Here is an 18,671-nt window from a genome sequence, read left to right as displayed (position 1 = left end):
AAATAATTTACGGTTGTTGCTTATACGCTAAAAGTAAGGAGTGATAAGGCAGCTTTATTAGGCTTTTACTTAGCTTTCAAGGCCACAAACTTCAGAGCGCGATTGAATCGCCCCTAAATTGGATAGGCTTTCAGCCTTAAAGTTAAACAACTCTCAAGGTAAACTTACAAAAACACTGATCCCGCCGACGTCCCGATTGTGTAGACTAATTTGCCCATGATGAGCTTCAACAATTTCTCGACACAGTGCCAACCCTAATCCACTTCCTGCCACCTTGGTAGAATAAAAAGGGATAAGCGCACTGGCCATAACCGTTTCACTCATACCTTTTCCTTGATCGCTCACATTAATATGAGTGCCGAGGCTATCTTGTGTTATTTTTAAACTAATATGCTCTGCTAGCGACTCTGATTCATGTGCGTTTTTCAACAGATTAATGAGTAATTGCTCTATTTGGGTTTGATCGGCTCGTGTGGTGATTTCTTTTTGAAGGTCGCAATTAAATTGCCATTGGCTTTGTAATTGATCGAGTAATGAATGCCAATCAACCGTTGTTATTTTAGGTGGTGGTAGTTTAGCAAACTTACCATAGCCTTGAACGAACTCGTTTAAATGCTTTATCCGCTCTTCAATGGTAGTGAAAACGCGTTGTAAACGAGGTTCATCCACTTTCTGCGTTAACAGCTGTGCACTATGTAACATGGATGACATAGGGCCTAGTGAGTTATTGAGTTCATGGCTAATGATCCGAATAACCTTTTTCCAAACTTCAACTTCTTGGCGGCTCAATTGTTTAAATACAAACAACCTGTGGTGCTGGTTGTTAAGCAATAAGCGACCCATTGAAAGATGCCATGTTTGCGGTTCTTGTTCTGCTTTATCGAGAATAAATAAACCATCTACGCCTTTATTAACGGCATTAATTATTTGCTGTGGAGCTTTAGATAATAATAATGAGATTTTTTCGCCTTCAAGGGCTGTACTTGCATTAAAAAAATCCCTCGCACTATGATTACTATAAACAATAAAATCATTATCATTCACCAATAATACAGCTTGAGGGGAATTTTGTAATACCTTATCAAGCATCAACTCTCGTTGGTAAACCCATTGTTTTTCTTGTCTTAATTGCTTTGCAGTTTGGTTATAAAGCTGGCACAAATGACCTAATTCATCATTATGGCTATAGGCCAGTAACGCAGCAACAATTTTACCACTGGCGGCAATGTCTCGAATGAGCGCTTTAACATGTACTTTTGCAATCTGTACTTTTGAGCGGCTAATAGAGCTTTTAGCGCTATGACTCGTTAAAAAAATATAAGCAACTGTAGAGACCACAATGAAAACAATCGCAGTGATTATCGCGTATTTTTTATAGCTTATAGGTGCCTTTACTTGTACGTCTTGTGCGCTGGTATCTTTAATCATTTAATTCCCCCTACATTGCTTTTATGTATTTTTCGCACAGCAGTAATAAAGCTGCGGTGCAAATGGCGGCAATAGGAGAGAGTAAAAATAAGCTTAGAGTAAACATGGTAATTCCAATTAGCGATTATATGTAAAGCTATACGATTAATATGCCAACTATTATCGCATTGATATTAAAGTGCTTTTTATTTTTTTCTTGAAAATGATGTCCGCATCGGACACCGCTTTAAATAAAAATTCACTATTAATGTACAAAAAAGGACATGAACTTTCATAACTATACTAATGAGCAGCAATAATCGGGAGTGTTAAGCCATTAAAGTAATGAAATAGCATAAAACTATCTAAATGTTAACTGAATAGCCCTTCATATGTTGAATACTTATTCACTTTTGCTTGCCTTTACGTTTACGTAAGCTGCGGCTTTGGGCGCTTGTGTTTTTTACAATATGTTAAACTTGACACCAGTGTCATGAAAAAATAGTGGTTAAAATAACGCTAAATGTTAAAAATAATGATAAAAAGAAATCTTGCTATGAAGTGAGAAATATTCAAGAATGTGAATATGTATTCAAAGTGCTATTGACTCTATTTAAGATAGAGGCTAGTTTTGTCCGTCTGTTAGCAAATCGTCGAGCAGTTCATCCACGCTAACAGTGCAGCAAGGGGAGGGGTCTATGTTATACGACTCAAAGTTAGAAAAAGAAAATTGTGGCTTTGGCTTAATAGCCCAAGTTAATGGTCAAGCTAGTCATAGGCTTATTCGTACTGCTATTACGGGGCTTGATCGCATGCAGCACCGTGGCGGTATATCTGCCGATGGTAAAACAGGTGATGGCTGTGGTTTATTATTACAAAAACCAGATAGCTTTTTCCGTGCAATTGCCAGTGAACATAATTGGCACTTAGGCAAAAACTACGCAGTGGGTATGATATTTTTAAATTCAGACCCTGTTTTAGCACAAGCTGCAAAACAAATACTTAGCGAAGAATTAGAAAAAGAAACGCTAAATATTTTAGGTTGGCGTGTTGTACCAACCGACCCATCTATGTTGGGTCCTATTGCTGTACAGCAATTACCAGGTTTTGAACAAATTTTTGTTAGCGCGCCAGAAGGTTGGCGTTCTAAAGACTTAGAGCGTCGCTTATATGTAGCACGCCGCCGCGCTGAAAAGCGCATTGTTGATGATGAAGCTTTCTATATCGCAAGTCTATCTGGTTTGGTAACTATCTATAAAGGCTTAATGATGCCTGCGGATTTACCTAATTTTTACCTAGATTTAGCTGATATTCGTATGACGAGTGCGATTTGTGTTTTCCATCAGCGCTTTTCTACTAATACTCAGCCGCGTTGGCCTTTAGCTCAACCTTTCCGCTATTTAGCACACAATGGTGAAATTAATACTATTGAAGGTAACCGCCAGTGGGCACGCGCACGTTCTTATAAATTTGCGTCACCGCTTATTCCTGATTTACAAAGCGCAGCGCCGTTTGTAAACGAAACCGGTTCTGATTCATCAAGCCTAGATAATATGCTTGAGCTATTTTTAGCTGGCGGCATGGATTTATTCCGCGCTATGCGTATGCTCGTGCCGCCTGCATGGCAGAAAAACCGTGCAATGGACGACGATTTACGTGCATTTTACGATTTTAACTCTATGCATATGGAACCATGGGATGGCCCGGCAGGTATTGTTATGTCGGATGGTCGTTTTGCGGCGTGTAACCTTGACCGTAATGGACTTCGCCCAGCACGTTATGTAATTACACAAGATGGTTTTATTACGCTTGCATCAGAAGTGGGTATTTGGGATTACACTGCCGATGAAGTGGTTGAAAAAGGCCGTGTTGGTCCAGGTGAATTATTAGTTATTGATACTAAACTTGGCAAAATCTGGCACTCGGATGAAATCGATCAGGATTTAAAATCTCGCCATCCTTACAAGTCATGGCTTGAAGAAAACGTTAAACGTTTAGTTCCATTTGAAGAACTTACTGAGCAAGACGCTGGTAATCGCTCATTTGATGACGAAACGCTAGCTAAATATCAAAAAATGTTTGGTTATACCAACGAAGAGCTTGATAGCGTTATTCGTGTAATGGGTGAAAACGGCCAAGAAGCGACAGGCTCAATGGGTGATGACACGCCATTTGCTGTGCTTAGTGAAGGGCATCGTTCACTTTATGATTACTTCCGCCAAAAATTTGCGCAAGTAACAAATCCACCTATCGATCCACTACGTGAAAACCATGTAATGTCGCTTGCAACCTGTATTGGTAGTGAGCAAAACGTATTTAACGAAACAACAGGCCACGCTAAGCGCCTACAGTTTGATACACCAATTTTAATGTACGCAGACATGCAGCAGCTATTAAATGCTGATGAAGCGCACTACAGCTACTGTAAAATTGATATTACCTACACAGTTGAAGAGGGTTTAGAAAACGCGGTTACGCGTATTTGTGACCAAGCACAAGAAAAAGCAGCTGCGGGCTGTATCATGCTTATTTTAACTGACCGTAACTTTGATGAAATAAATTTACCAATTCCAGCAGCTATGGCTGTAGGTGCGGTACAAAAACGCTTAGTTGATAACAACTTGCGCTGTGAATCAAATATTATCATTGAAACTGGCAGCGTGCGAGATGCGCACCAATTTGCTGTGCTATTAGGTTTTGGTGCTACGGCAATTTATCCATACCTTGCGTATGAATCGTTAGTTGCGATGAGCGACAGCAAAATTATTGATAAGTCGTATTGCGAAGTGACCCTTGCTTATCGTAAAGCCATTAATAAAGGCTTATACAAAATTATGTCTAAAATGGGCATAAGTACGGTTGCGTCTTATCGTTGTTCAATGTTGTTTGAAGCGGTGGGATTATCTGATGCGATTATTGAAATGTGCTTTAAAGGCGTTGCAAGTCGTATACAAGGTGCATGCTTTACCGACTTTGATGACGATCAGCAAAGTTTGCACAAACTTGCTTTAAGTAAGCGTAAATTATTAAGCCACGGTGGTTTATTTAAGTACGTTCACGGTGGTGAGTATCATGCTTATAATCCAGATGTTATTCAAACTCTGCAAAAAGCGGTTCGATCAGGTGATTATAAAGACTACAGTGCGTACGCTGATTTAGTTAATAATCGTCCAATTGCGACTTTGCGCGATATGTTAGCGCTTAAATTACCTGAGCAAGGTATAAGCATCGATGAAGTAGAGTCTGCAGAAAACCTATACAAGCGTTTTGACTCAGCAGCAATGAGTATTGGTGCGTTATCACCAGAAGCGCATGAAGCGCTAGCAATTGCAATGAACCGCTTAGGTGGTTGTTCAAACTCGGGTGAAGGCGGTGAAGATAAACTGCGTTATGGTACAGAGAAAAACTCGCGTATTAAACAAGTCGCTTCAGGTCGATTTGGTGTAACGCCTCATTACTTACGCAGTGCTGACGTTATTCAAATTAAAGTAGCGCAAGGTGCAAAACCAGGCGAAGGTGGACAATTACCAGGTGAAAAAGTAACGCCGTATATTGCTAAGCTTCGTTATTCGGTACCAGGTGTTACGTTAATTTCGCCACCACCGCATCACGATATTTACTCAATTGAAGATTTAGCACAGCTAATTTTCGATTTAAAACAAGTAAACCCTAAAGCACTTATTTCTGTAAAACTTGTTTCAGAGCCAGGTGTGGGAACCATTGCAACAGGTGTTGCTAAAGCATATGCCGATTTAATTACTATTTCTGGCTACGACGGCGGTACAGGCGCAAGCCCACTTACTTCTGTTAAATATGCGGGTAGCCCATGGGAGCTTGGACTTGCTGAAACACAGCAAGCACTAGTTGAAAATGGCCTTCGTCATCGCATTCGCCTGCAAACAGATGGTGGCTTAAAAACAGGTTTAGATATTATTAAAGCGGCAATTTTAGGTGCTGAAAGCTTTGGCTTTGGTACTGGTCCAATGGTTGCCCTTGGGTGTAAATACTTACGTATTTGTCACTTAAATAACTGTGCGACCGGTGTTGCAACACAAGACGAAACACTTCGTCAAAAGCATTATCACGGCTTACCAGAAATGGCGATGAACTACTTTAAGTTTATAGCGCAAGAAGCGCGTGAAATTATGGCTAGCCTAGGCGTTGCAAATTTAACTGACTTAATTGGCCGTTTAGATTTATTAGAAGAAATTGAAGGCAAAACTGCAAAGCAGAAGAAAATTGATTTATCGTCTGTTATTGCTCAGCCGAACAACCCAACTGGCGAAACGCTGTATTGTAGTGCGCCTAACAGTTCGCATTACCTAGGTAAGTTAAACGAAAGTTTATTAGCTAAAGCGCAAGAGGCAATTGATACGTCAAGCGGTATCTCGCTTGTGAGTCGTATTTGTAATACTGACCGCTCTGTAGGTGCAATGCTTTCGGGTTATATTGCTGATAAACACGGTAATCAAGGTATGGCGGCAGACCCCGTAGCAATTGAATTACACGGTACGGCGGGTCAATCGTTTGGTGTTTGGAATGCCGGTGGTCTTGAAATGACATTGGTTGGCGATGCTAACGATTACGTAGGTAAAGGCATGGCTGGTGGTAAGTTAGTGATTCGTCCACCACTTGGCTCATCTTTTGAAAGCCATAAAGCAACCATTGCCGGAAACACATGCTTGTACGGCGCTACAGGCGGAAAACTGTTTGCAGCGGGTTGTGCCGGTGAGCGCTTTGCAGTTCGTAACTCAGGTGTGCAAGCGGTTGTTGAAGGTGTAGGTGACAACGGTTGTGAATACATGACCGGTGGCGTTGTGTGTGTACTTGGTAATGTAGGTGTTAACTTTGGCGCGGGTATGACTGGTGGTTTTGCTTATATTTTAGATGAGCGAAATGATTTTGAAAAACGCATTAATCCAGAGCTTGTAGAAATAGTAACACTAGACGAATTAACGTCGCATCAAGAACATTTACGCGGCTTAATTGCTGAGCATTTAGAGCTTACGGGTTCGTGCAGAGCAGAAAGCATTTTAGCTAACTTTGAACTGTACTTACCGATGTTCAAATTAGTAAAACCAAAATCAAGCGACGTAAAAAGTTTACTCGGGCATCGCGCTCGCAGTAGTGCCGAACTACGTGTTCAGGCGCAATAAGGGGGCAGTATGAGCGAAAATGTATATCAATTTATAGACGTGCAGCGTGTAGACCCACGCAAAAAACCAATCTCGTCACGTAAAAAATCTTTCGTAGAAATTTACGAACCCTTTTCAGAGAATCAGGTTAACTCACAAGCTGATCGTTGTTTAGATTGTGGTAACCCGTATTGTGAGTGGAAGTGCCCAGTACATAACTACATTCCACAATGGTTAAAGTTAATACGCACAGGTCGTATTATAGAGGCAGCAGAGCTTTCTCATCGTACAAATAGCTTACCAGAGGTTTGTGGGCGTGTTTGCCCACAAGACCGTTTGTGTGAAGGTTCGTGTACATTAGATGAAGAGTTTGGTGCGGTTACAATTGGTAATATTGAAAAATACATTACCGATGAGGCATTTAAAATGGGCTGGAAGCCTGATATGTCTTATGTAACTTGGACCGACAAAAAAGTAGCTATTATTGGTGCAGGCCCAGCTGGTTTAGGGTGTGCTGATATTTTAGTTCGTAACGGCGTAAAACCAGTAGTGTTTGATCGTCACCCAGAAATTGGCGGACTACTCACGTTTGGTATTCCTTCTTTTAAACTTGAAAAAGAAGTGATGCAAAAGCGCCGTGAAATTTTCATTGAAATGGGCGTGGAGTTTAAGTTAAATGTTGAAGTAGGTGTTGATATTACGCTTGATCAAATTTTAGCTGATTACGACGCCGTATTTTTAGGAGTTGGTACGTATCAAAGTATGCGTGCAGGTCTTGAAAATGAAGATGCACCAGGTGTTCACGATGCACTCCCGTTTTTGATTGGTAACACTAACCGTGTAATGGGCTATGACGAGACTAAGCAGCCGTGTATTGATATGGCTAACCAAAAAGTCGTTGTACTTGGTGGTGGTGATACAGCGATGGACTGTGTGCGTACGTCTATTCGTCAAAATGCTGCAAAAGTAACGTGTGCTTATCGTCGTGATAAAGAAAATATGCCTGGTTCTAAACGTGAAGTTAAAAACGCCAAAGAAGAAGGCGTTATATTTACCTATAACGTTCAGCCTAAAGGCATTGTATTGAACGATAAAGGTAAAGTAACTGGCGTTAGAATGGTTAAAACTAAATTAGGCGAACCTGATGCAAATGGCAGAAGTCGTGCTGAAGAAGTACCTGGTTCAGAGCATGTGATAGAAGCTGACCAAGTTATTATGGCATTTGGTTTCCAGCCTCACAAAATGGATTGGTTAGAAAAATACGATGTAGAAATAAACCACTGGGGCGGCATTAATGCACCAGAACAGGGTGAATTTACACATCAAACAACGAACCCTAAAATATTTGCTGGTGGCGATATTGTGCGTGGTTCAGATTTAGTGGTAACCGCTATTTTTGAAGGACGTAATGCTGCAGAAGGTATTATGGATTACTTAAAAGTTTAGTTGTTCGTATTAATAAAATAAATAAGAAGCAAGCCAACTGGCTTGCTTTTTTTATTGTTTTATTCGAATGTAATGTCAACGTAGTTAGCCACAAACGGTATTATATTAATATCACCTGTAGCATAGCTTTCTTTAGCGAAACCTTGAGTTTTTACCTTTAGAGTACTACCAAGAGGGATTATTATGCTTTAGTGTGGGTGAGCTTGTTTCGAGCTAAATACGGATGCTTAGGGCATCTATTAAGCAGCCTTGAGGGTTAATTCATACATCAAACTTTACGCTTTACTTAACCAACACAAGGGTACAGGCATATCCTTATAGCAACTCGATTTTTTTGGATTTTCAGTAGTACTAGCTAACGTTATTTGGCCATAATCTGTAGCTTCTTTTGTTGCTTAATATGCTATAACTCTTGTTTGCATCGTTGTATAAATACTTTGATTTGAAGAGTTAATTGATTGGTTGCTTGGCTCAATACATATATACAGTACCGTTAACACCATCTTTAACTACGTGTGTTATATCACTACTTTAACTATTACTAGTACTATTAGTGCGGGTAGTGTGGGAATAAAAAAGTAAACTTATTTATTTTTTAACCCTTAATATTATTGCATTATCCCTAACAAAGGTAAGTAATGGTTAAAGTATTCGCTTTTATCAACCCGAAATAACTAATCTTAAGAGTTGATTTAAATATAAAGTTGGTCCATTATCGCACGCTGTTTACGGTTTGCTTACTTTCTGTGTACAAGTAAGCTTTTATATATTAATAAAATAAATAGAAATTATGTACGAATATTCAAACAAGTCGGAAAGGAAACTCATTGTTCGATTCTTCTCTTCAATAGGGTTTATAGCAACGTTTTCTATGGCTAGCTTAGCATTTATTAATAGCAGTTATTTATTAGCGTGTACCTTGGTGGTTTCTTCGTTTGTTTATTTATTGGCATTTAGCATAAGTAGGGGAGTAGAGAAGTCAGGCACTATAATTTTATACAACCTTTATGCACTAATGTTTTACCTAGTCCTCACTGGTGGAGCACAAGGAACAGGGCCTATATGGATATTCATAGTGTCTCCTGTTACTTATTCAATACGCGGACTTAAGCGAGGTACATTTGATATAATTTTGTTTTTATTAGCGATTGTTTTAGGCTTTTACTGCGCTGATACATTCAATATATATGACTATAGTCCGGAACAGTTTCCTATCAGAATCATACTCGCTTTTATAATTGTCGCGTCGCTGAGTGGCTACTACGAGTTTTCAAGAGAAAAATACAGCAGTAAAATAATTGCTTTGAGTCAAAAGAATGAATTTTTAGCAACTATAGATCCACTCACCAACCTGCCAAACCGTCGCTATACCATGAATAAGCTTGTGGCTTTCAAAAGTGAGCTGAAAGATAATAATACCCCCTTTGTAATTTTATTAGCTGATGTAGATAATTTTAAAAAAATTAATGATCAATTCGGCCATGATTTTGGCGATGAAGCACTTATTCAGTTAGCTAAAACCTTTGATAAAAGTATTCCAAAAAATGCGATTGCATCACGTTGGGGCGGAGAGGAGTTTTTAATTGTTATTCCAGATGCAACAGTTGAGCAGGGGGAGCAAGTTGCAGAAAAAATCCACAACACCCTTAAAGCTTCAGCTGTGAGCTTATTTTCAGATAGTACCAATATTACGCTAAGTATTGGTGTTATGTCTGCAAGTGCCGAACGCTCAATTGATCTTGATATCAAGCGTGCTGATGAACTACTTTATAAAGCAAAAGCGCAAGGTAAAAACAGAACGTGTTCTTCTTAAAAGTTTATCTACTTTAATCCATTGAAAACGAATCAAGTGATGGCTTTATTTTAGCCTTTCTGCGCTTTACGCTCATGTAACACATTGCATTACAGGCAATCTGCATTGTAATTAATAGCCAATAACTGATGCCTAAGTCACTTAGGTTATTTATTTTTTCGCTAGTAAAGTAATAGGCTACGGCGATTATCTGAAGAACTAAAAAGCTATTTAAAAACCTCAGTAAACGCTGTTTAAAGTAAGTATGCTTATATTTACTAAAAATTATTAAACAGCTGCTTAGCGCTAATAAAAACCAACTTAAAATGATACAAAAATTAACTAAAGTACTGTGCATTATTTAATCCTTCAAAGCTCTATTAACCAATATTAGGCATGGGCCATTATTAGTTCTTTAGCATTCGCTTTAGCTGTTTTACTGATATTATCACCACCAAGTAAGCGAGCTATTTCATTAATACGACCATCTTTATTCAAAGGCAGCATATGAGTGAACGTTTCGCCTTGTGCTATTTCTTTAGCTACAAAAAATTGTTGGTGTGCGCTACTAGCAACTTGCGGTAAATGGGTAACACAAATCACTTGAGTAGACTTACCTAACTGGCGCAATAGTTTGCCTACGGCTGATGCCGTAGGGCCAGAAATACCTACATCAACTTCATCAAAAATAAGCGTTGGGGTTGTTACTTTTTGGGCAATAATTACCTGTATAGCAAGGCTAATTCGCGAAAGCTCACCACCTGAGGCTACTTTAGCTAACGGCTGAAGTGGCTGCCCAGGATTAGTTGATACTAAAAACGACACATTATCGTACCCTAAGCTATTTGGTGCGCGGCTACTCTCTTGAGTTAAAGCTATTTCAAATACACCGTTTTCCATCGATAAATTAGCCATGCTTTCACTTATTAGTGTGTTAAGTGTATTAGCATACTCATAGCGACTTTTACTTAGTTCATCGGCAGCTTGCTTATAACTAAGTAACGCGCTTTCTATTTCTGACTCTAGTTGCTCTAGACGATTACTATTATTACTTATTGACTCAAGCTCTTGAGCAATCGATTGATGAAACTCAACTAGCTGCTGTGGTTTTATGTGATGCTTACGCGCTAAATCCATCGCACCGCTTAGTCTATTTTCTACTTCACCTAAACGAGCAGGGTCTAAATCTGCTTGCTCAGTATAATTTCGAACTTCACGGCTTGCTTCTTCAATTTGTACTGCGGCTTCACTAAGGAGCGCTGCTACGCCCGCTAAGCTTTCGTCGTATTGAGCCAGCTCAGCGAATTGTTGGGCACTGTGCTGCAGCATTGAACAAGCATTTTGTTCATCACTTTCATATAAATATTGTAATTCACGTTGGCACGATTCTAATATTGTTTGGCTATTACTAAGTTTGTAATGCTCGGCCTCAATTAAATCAAACTCACTTTCTTGTAAGGCAAACTCATCGAGCTCTGCAACTTGGTATTCTAACAATTGTTTTTGCGCTGCTTGTTGCTGCTGTTGTTGCTCTAAATGTTTAAATTCTTTTTGTAAGTTAGCAAACTGTTTATAGTTGTTATTTACATCATTTACTAAGTGGTGATGCCCTGCATAGGCATCTAAAAGCTGTAACTGATGCTCAGCTTTTAATAAGTGTTGGTGGGCATGTTGTCCATGAATAGATATTAAATATTGACCAAGTTCTTTTAATTGTGATGCGGTAACGGCACTGCCATTAATATAGCTTTTACTGCGTCCATTTTTGCAAACAACACGACGCAATAAACATTCATTATCGTCATTGTTTAGCATATGTTGCTCTAAAAACGATTGAGCTAGCGGTAAATCTGTTAGGTCAAATTGAGCGCATACTTCTGCTTTATCAGAGCTTGGGCGCACTGCTGATGCTTCAGCTCGTTCACCTAAACATAATGATAGCGCATCAATAGCAATAGATTTACCAGCACCTGTCTCGCCTGTGATCGCGGTCATACCGCTGCGCCATTCTGTGCTTAAATTACTAACAATTGCAAAATTTTTAACTTCTAAACCAATTAACATACTGTTTATCCATCCAGTCAATTAACTGTTAATTTATACAGTGTTTTGGTTTTTTGCAAATTAATTTTTTATTATTTATGCAACGCTTACATCTTGAGTAAATTGTGTATCAGAAGTTTTTGGGGAGGTATCAATTTTATCATCAACAATATCAGTAGCTTGTATAGCGTCTTCGGTTTTAAGTAGCCCGATAAGTGGAGGTAAAGTATTTAGGTAAAAACTCTTATTGTATAAAATTCCTTGCTGAGGTAACTCAGATACAAAGTACTGTATATTATCAATCAATGGTTGGATTATATTCGTTTGATTAGTTTTAATTAACTCGTTGGACAACGTATTAATTAGTAGGTCAGCGGTATCTTCAAGTTGCTGTAAATTCTCTTCTGTATGCGATTGAACAACAAAAAAATTATTTACAATAGCTTGAATACGAGGAACGTATTTTGGGCGAATTATTTTAGCATCAAGAAGATCATTAAGTTTTACTCTAAGGCGTGAATTTACATGCGAAACACGTTCATTAAATAGCTTTTTTCTAGCTTCGATTGCTTTTTTGCGATTACTCTCAATTTTGAGGTAACTGTATAAAAGTGTAATTAATAGCAGTAAAGCAAAGAATACTACATAAGTCATTGCCGTTTGTTCCTGAAATGTTTAATTTTTAGTTGTTACTAATATTTTGCTCTATCGTTTAACTTTTGGCAATAAAATTAGTACAAACGACTACCCCAATTTAGTTTTGTACGTAAAACGTTGTAGTACGAGTAATTTTTTGGATGAATTAAGCGCAATTGTTTATCCGCTTTTTTAATTACTACCTCATCGCCGGGTAATACGGCAAGCACAACATGGCTGTCGCAACTTACTTGCAAGCTATCTGTATTTTCTAGGCTTAGCTTTAAGCGTACTTCGTTATCGGCATCGACCACTAAAGGTCTGCTAGATAAGGTATGAGGAAACATAGGCACTAACGATATTGCATTTAGCTCTGGCGTTAAAATTGGCCCGCCACCTGAAAGTGAATATGCCGTAGAGCCAGTAGGGGTTGATACTATTAAACCGTCAGAGCGCTGAGAGAACACAAAGTCATTATTTATAAAAGCTTCAAACTCAATCATATGCGCTACTTTATCGGCATGAAGTACCGCTTCGTTAACGGCTGAATTTGCACTCTTTAATTCGTTGTGGCGATATACTTCTACTTCTAATAAAAAGCGTTTTTCTTCAAGGTACTCACCACTGAGGACTTGCTCTAAGCTCGCTTCAAACCCTTCAGGGTTTAAATCAGTTAAAAAGCCAAGGTTACCTCTATTTACTCCAATTACAGCAATGTTAAAGCGCGCAAGCACGCGTGCAGCACCAAGCATGTTACCGTCACCGCCTACAACAATAGCTAAATCGGCTTGTTCTCCTAAGTCGACTAACTTAACAAGTTTGTCATGCGGGATATCGTCTAATTGACTCCCTGTGCGTTTTTCTACTATTACCTCAAAACCAAGCGCAAGTAGAAATGTATGTAAGCGCTGAAGGGTAGCAGCGGCTCCCGGGTGATTAGGTTTGCCAATTAGGCCAATGGTATTAAAAGGAGAGTCCATAATGTACGCACAAAAAGATTTAATAATTGTAGAGTAACTCAAAACAGAAGTGTTTGAAAATACAGATTATAGCAATATTATAAACCTTCAATTTTATTCGCAGTCAGTTAACTGCACGACTTGAAAAACAACTAGACGCCCCGATATCTCTTTCATGCAACAAGATGTAGATACCATGAAACTAAACTCACGAGATCAGCAAATTTTTTCAGCTGTTATGAACATGTACTGTAATGGTGAAGGCTTGCCTGTTCCATCAACAAAAATTGCCAAGCTCAAAGGCATGGCAGTATGCTCGGCTACGGTTCGTAATGCTATGGCTCGCTTAGAAAAAGTGGGGCTATTGTATTCACCTCATACATCTGCAGGACGAGTGCCCACAAATGAAGGGTTTGATTATTGGTTTGACGAGTTTTTTCCACTCGCTGACATTGCTAATTATTGGCAACCAGAGCAATCACAACTCGTTGAACTAGCACATGGTTTGAGCCAAAAATACCAAATATGTTGTTGTGTTGGTTTACCACAAGTCAGCTCGCAGCAAGTGTTTAGAGTAGAAGTGCTTGATTTTGATTCTACCGACTGGCTTATTCTATTAATAGACAGGGCTGGGCAGAGCCACAACATTTGTATTGATAAACCTCATGATTCGTCAGATTCTGTTCGTTATCAGTTTGCAACATGGTTGAACACCGTATTTAGCCAACAAACTCTTATGGAGGGTTTGTATCGTATGCAGGCGATGGCAAATACAGCGCCTCGAAATTGTCATGATTCGCTTAATCAATGGACGCGACAACTAAGTCAAAAATTAGGCTCAGATAATAGTATTGTAGTTGGCGAAAATTACCTCTATAAACAAATCGATTGTGAGCAAAGTTTAAATATTGGTGTTTCGTTTTTAAATTATGTAGAAGATAAACTCGCTTTTAAAAACGGTGTATCGGTACTTAATAGCGAAAAATTGCCTTTTACTGAGTGTGATGAATTGATCGTAATAAGCGTGCCGTACTTTCAAAATCAAGAATACCAAAGCCGCTTTTGTATAATTTGCCCTAAATCAGCGCAAATCGAAGAAATAATTCGAGAATTTAAATTAATTGAGGCATCTAACTCTTGAATCTTTTTATTCAATCCCCATAATTACCGCAGTTGTAAAGAATTGGAGCACGTATTTTATGTCTGAGCAGACACAAAACCCTGAGCAAGAAGTAGAATTAAACGAAGAAATTTCTAAAATGCAGGCTGATGTAGAAGCAGCAGTAGAAGCCGCTGATCAACATGCAGAAGAAGAGCAAAGCCCTGAAGCAGAAATAGCTATGCTATATGCAGAGCTTGAAGCTGCTAAACAAACTATTGCTGATCAAAAAGATGGTGTTGTTCGTGCTGCAGCAGACGTAGACAACATTCGTCGTCGTGCAGCACAAGATGTAGAAAAAGCGCATAAGTTTGCACTAGAAAAATTTGCTAACGAATTACTACCTGTAATTGATAATCTTGAGCGTGCTATTGAGTTTTCTGATAAAGAAAATGAGACTTTAAAGCCGTTGCTTGAAGGTATCGATATGACAGTTAAAAGCTTTAACGATGCTGTTGCAAAGTTTGGTGTTGAAATTGTAAACCCACAAGGTGAGCAGTTTAATCCAGATTTTCATCAAGCAATGTCAATTCAACCAAGTAACGATGTAACACCTAATACAGTACTTGCTGTTATGCAAAAAGGTTATACATTAAATGGTCGTTTATTACGCCCTGCAATGGTTATGGTTTCTAAAGCTGCTGATGCTTAATTGAATTATTAGTTTTAAAAAATGCCTCATATTGAGGCATTTTTTTTGTCTTTTTTATAGTGAATTAACTGTACGAGCATAGTAAGCAACACAGCGCTAAACATTAGACTTGAAAATGGCACTGCGCTTTTTGCATGCATAATAGCGAGTAGTGGGCCAACTAACGCGCCACTGCCAAAACGAAGTGTGCCAATTACGGCCGTTGCCGTGCCTGTGTTTTTTTCAAACTTCATTAATATTAGCGAGTCAGCATTACTTGCAGTGACGCCTAAGCTCATCATTAATGGCGCAATAGCAGCCACAATATAATAAAGTGATAAATGCAATAAGCTAAATGTTAGCAAAGCCAGCCCCGATACAAATCCAAATGTAAGCCCAATATAGAGCATTTTCCGAGAGCCCAGCCTTGGTACAATTCGCGTATTTAAAAAGTTACCAAACATCAGCGCCATTACATTAAACGCAAATAACACACCAAATAACTGTTCTGACACTTCATATAAATCTAAATAAATAAATGGTACTGAGGTCAAAAAGCAAAAAAATCCAAACGATACAAACATAGAACTGAGTATGTCGGCACGTGCATCTTTATTACTGAGTACTGTTTTATAGCTGTCGAAAAACAGAGCGAGACCCTTTTTTTCATTTTTGTGAATAGGAATATCAATTAGATACACTTGCACAAACGCCAATATTAAAAAGCTATAACCAGCAAGAACCAAGAATATTGTTGACCAAACAGAAAATCCTAAAATAAACGAACCAACAGAGGGGGCAACTAACGGTGCTACCATCATAATCATCGATACATATGACATTCCTTTAGCTGTATTTTGCTGATAAATATGGCGAATAATACCCGGTACTACTACCGTTGCTGCCGCTCCCGTAAATGCTTGCACTGCTCTAAGAGTCCAAAAAGCATGGATTTCGGTGGTAAATGCCAGTGCAAGTGAGCTTGCACCAAATAAGGTTAAGCCGATACGTGCAAGCTTACGGCGGCCAATTTGATCGGCAATGGGGCCAAAAAATAGCATCCCTAATGAATAGCCTGCTAAGTAAATACTCAACGATATTTGTACATTGGGCATATTAGTGTGTAAATCGTTTGCAATTACCAGCATGGCAGGTAAGTACATATCTATCGCCAATGGCGTAATCGCCACTATACTGGCCAATAAAGGCAATAAAATACGGGTATTAAAAGACGAGGCTGAGGCGTCCATGTTTAAACTCAACAATCACTAAAAACAAGGGTTATAGTGTAACAGGGCATTGTATTTGAATAAACTTAGTTTGCCCGCTAAGTTTATCGTCATATTGTTTTTTTTTAATATAACGGTACATAAAGCAAATATTTTAAATTGGTACTGTGTTTGCTATTCTACAAGCAATAAAAAATTCATTACTTAAGAGAATTATCATGAAAAAACTAGTACTTGCAGTATTAGCGACAGCCGTTTTAGCCGGTTGTAAAACGTCACCAACAGGACGTACTCAAATAGCGCTTTACTCAGATCAACAAATGAGTGAAATGGGCACAGCTAGCTTTGCAGATATGAAAAAAAGCCAACCAATTAATAAAGATCCAAAAACAAATGCATATGTAAATTGCATTGCTGAAAAAGTAGTCGCTGTATTACCAAAAGAATACGCGTCGCAAAATTGGGAAGTAGTGGTATTTGAAGATGAATCTGCTAACGCTTTTGCACTACCTGGGGGTTACATTGGGGTTCATACGGGCTTATTAAAAATAGCCACCAATCAAGACCAACTAGCAACAGTACTAGGTCACGAAGTAGGGCACGTAATAGCTGAGCATTCTAATGAGCGTGTTTCACAAAGCTCTATTTTAGATACCGGTATGCAGCTGGGCAGCGCGGCACTTGAAATGGGTAATATTCAATACCGTAACGAAATTATGCAAGGCTTAGGTTTGGGCGCACAATATGGAGTTGTTTTACCATTTAGCCGCTCTCACGAATCAGAAGCCGATACTATAGGTCTGGATTTAATGGCACAGGCGGGTTTTAATCCACAAGAGTCGGTTACACTTTGGGAAAATATGAGTGCAGCGGGCAGCGGCACAACCCCTGAGTTTCTATCTACTCACCCAGCGCCAAGTAACCGTATTAAAAATTTACAAGCGCAAATGAGTAAAGCACTTAGCGAGCAAGGCACTGCTAAAGCACAGGGTAAAAACCCACAATGCACACTGTAGTTAAGCACTTTACTATTTGAAGTAGTGTACGTTTAGTATTAATGCGTAATTAAAATAAAACCCCTGTAAGTATTTTACCTACAGGGGTTTTATTTTAGTTTTTAAGCGTGGTTATTCAGCAGCAAGTGCTTGTTTAAATACATTTTTAAAGCGTTCTAAATCTTCAATGTGCGGCAGGTGCCCTAAATTATCCAGTTCAAATAATTGTGCGTCAGGGATAAGTGTTGCAGCGTGTTTGCCTAATTTATCATATCGACCAAGCTCGTAATCAATACCGTCTTTTTTCCAGTTACGGCCAGGGCCGGTTCTATCGCGTGTACCAATAATTAATTTAACCGGTACAGTTAAATCTTTAAATTCGGTTATTACAGGTTGAGTGAAAATCATATCGTATGTTTTTGCATTTACCCATGCCATTTGTTCTTTATCCGGGCCTTGTATTTGCCCTGTTATAAAGTCGGTTAAGGCTGAATATGTGGCATTCCACTTACCATCGTAGTAATTTTTTTGTTGGTATTTTCTTACGCCTTCTGGCGTTTTTGAAAATTCGTTTTTATAGAAAAAATTTGTATCTTTGTAATCAACATACTGCAGGTAGTTTTCAAGCCCAATAGGGTTAAGTAAAATTAATTTACTTGTTGTGTTTGGGTACATTAATGCAAAACGACTCGCTAGCATCCCACCCATAGAGTGGCCTAATACAATTGACTCTTTTATATTAAGTGAGTCCATTAACGCATGAGTATGATGAGCAAGAGTCGCAAATGAATACTGGTAATTAGTTGGTTTAGATGATTTTCCAAAACCAATTTGATCAGGAATTAATACGCCGTAGCCTAAAGATTGCAGGTATTGCGCAGTGGTAGTCCAGTAATCTGCATTAAAATTTTTGCCGTGCATAAGCGTCACTGTAGGTATGTCGGATTTGGTAGGCTTTAAGTAAATATAGGCCATTTTAAGAGACTGTTTTTGTGACTCAATGTTAAAGTAATTTACTTTAAAGTCGTACTGGTAACTGCTTAAAAGCGCATCATAAGAAAGTGAAGAGGTATCTTGCGTTGTGCTCGCTAATGCATTGTTTGTTAATAACAATAAAGTAGAAAAGCAAATAACTTTAATCGACGACATTTGGTTACTCCAATTAAGGACAAATAATATGAGCTCTAATATATAAAACTCAGAATAATTCATTATAGTAACCAAACATTAAGTACTATT

The 18,671-nt window shown here is 38.7% G+C and carries 13 protein-coding genes; 6 read left to right on the top strand and 7 right to left on the bottom strand.

Going from position 1 to position 18,671, the window contains the following annotated elements:
• Positions 1 to 153 precede the first annotated feature (153 nt).
• Positions 154 to 1,428, bottom strand: coding sequence for a sensor histidine kinase (locus I6F10_RS04505; RefSeq protein ID WP_165742778.1), 1,275 nt, complete (start codon positions 1,426 to 1,428; stop codon positions 154 to 156).
• Between the two features lie 677 nt (positions 1,429 to 2,105).
• Between I6F10_RS04505 and gltB the strand changes: the two genes are divergently transcribed.
• The 3 genes from gltB (at position 2,106) to I6F10_RS04490 (ending at position 9,801) form a co-directional block, all read left to right on the top strand.
• Entirely contained in the window at positions 2,106 to 6,563 is a 4,458-nt protein-coding gene (gene gltB / locus I6F10_RS04500) for a glutamate synthase large subunit (RefSeq protein WP_004335377.1), read from the top strand.
• 9 nt (positions 6,564 to 6,572) lie between these two features.
• Positions 6,573 to 7,988, top strand: a complete 1,416-nt coding sequence (locus I6F10_RS04495) for an FAD-dependent oxidoreductase (protein WP_165742779.1) — start codon at positions 6,573 to 6,575, stop codon at positions 7,986 to 7,988.
• Positions 7,989 to 8,778: 790 nt separating this feature from the next.
• A complete protein-coding gene (locus tag I6F10_RS04490) occupies positions 8,779 to 9,801 on the top strand; it encodes a GGDEF domain-containing protein (RefSeq protein WP_331461819.1) in 1,023 nt (340 codons plus the stop codon).
• Between the two features lie 13 nt (positions 9,802 to 9,814).
• Here I6F10_RS04490 and I6F10_RS04485 read toward each other — a convergent pair whose 3' ends face one another.
• From I6F10_RS04485 to nadK, 4 genes are all read right to left on the bottom strand, one after another.
• Entirely contained in the window at positions 9,815 to 10,138 is a 324-nt protein-coding gene (locus I6F10_RS04485) for a hypothetical protein (RefSeq protein ID WP_004335381.1), read from the bottom strand.
• Between the two features lie 32 nt (positions 10,139 to 10,170).
• Complete coding sequence (gene recN / locus I6F10_RS04480) at positions 10,171 to 11,844, bottom strand: DNA repair protein RecN (RefSeq protein WP_197098501.1); 1,674 nt, start codon at positions 11,842 to 11,844, stop codon at positions 10,171 to 10,173.
• Positions 11,845 to 11,919: 75 nt separating this feature from the next.
• Positions 11,920 to 12,477 (bottom strand): hypothetical protein, encoded by a 558-nt coding sequence (locus I6F10_RS04475; protein WP_165742782.1) that lies wholly within the window; start codon positions 12,475 to 12,477, stop codon positions 11,920 to 11,922.
• 77 nt (positions 12,478 to 12,554) lie between these two features.
• Positions 12,555 to 13,439, bottom strand: coding sequence for an NAD(+) kinase (gene nadK, locus I6F10_RS04470; protein WP_004335384.1), 885 nt, complete (start codon positions 13,437 to 13,439; stop codon positions 12,555 to 12,557).
• A 154-nt stretch (positions 13,440 to 13,593) separates the two neighbouring features.
• On the opposite strand from nadK, the gene I6F10_RS04465 reads away from it, so the two are divergent.
• Both I6F10_RS04465 and grpE read left to right on the top strand, forming a co-directional pair.
• Positions 13,594 to 14,559: an HrcA family transcriptional regulator gene (locus I6F10_RS04465; RefSeq protein WP_024604215.1), complete on the top strand. Its 966-nt coding sequence runs from the start codon at positions 13,594 to 13,596 to the stop codon at positions 14,557 to 14,559.
• A 58-nt stretch (positions 14,560 to 14,617) separates the two neighbouring features.
• The gene (grpE, locus tag I6F10_RS04460) at positions 14,618 to 15,229 is read left to right on the top strand and encodes a nucleotide exchange factor GrpE (RefSeq protein WP_024597391.1); all 612 of its coding nucleotides are present in this window, start codon (positions 14,618 to 14,620) and stop codon (positions 15,227 to 15,229) included.
• 26 nt (positions 15,230 to 15,255) lie between these two features.
• Here grpE and I6F10_RS04455 read toward each other — a convergent pair whose 3' ends face one another.
• On the bottom strand, positions 15,256 to 16,458 hold the full coding sequence (locus I6F10_RS04455; protein WP_182197406.1) for a Bcr/CflA family efflux MFS transporter: 1,203 nt from the start codon (positions 16,456 to 16,458) through the stop codon (positions 15,256 to 15,258).
• Between the two features lie 197 nt (positions 16,459 to 16,655).
• Here I6F10_RS04455 and I6F10_RS04450 point away from each other — a divergent pair, with 197 nt between their 5' ends.
• Positions 16,656 to 17,453, top strand: coding sequence for a M48 family metallopeptidase (locus I6F10_RS04450; RefSeq protein WP_165742784.1), 798 nt, complete (start codon positions 16,656 to 16,658; stop codon positions 17,451 to 17,453).
• A 111-nt stretch (positions 17,454 to 17,564) separates the two neighbouring features.
• Here the strand turns inward: I6F10_RS04450 and I6F10_RS04445 are convergent, their stop codons facing one another.
• Positions 17,565 to 18,581 (bottom strand): alpha/beta fold hydrolase, encoded by a 1,017-nt coding sequence (locus tag I6F10_RS04445; protein WP_197098500.1) that lies wholly within the window; start codon positions 18,579 to 18,581, stop codon positions 17,565 to 17,567.
• Positions 18,582 to 18,671 lie beyond the last annotated feature (90 nt).

It is taken from the genome of Pseudoalteromonas sp. SWYJZ98 (assembly GCF_015864495.1).
Taxonomy (GTDB): domain Bacteria; phylum Pseudomonadota; class Gammaproteobacteria; order Enterobacterales; family Alteromonadaceae; genus Pseudoalteromonas; species Pseudoalteromonas distincta.
Note: the sequence above shows the minus strand (reverse complement) of the source record. Positions and strands in the feature narration are given on the sequence as shown.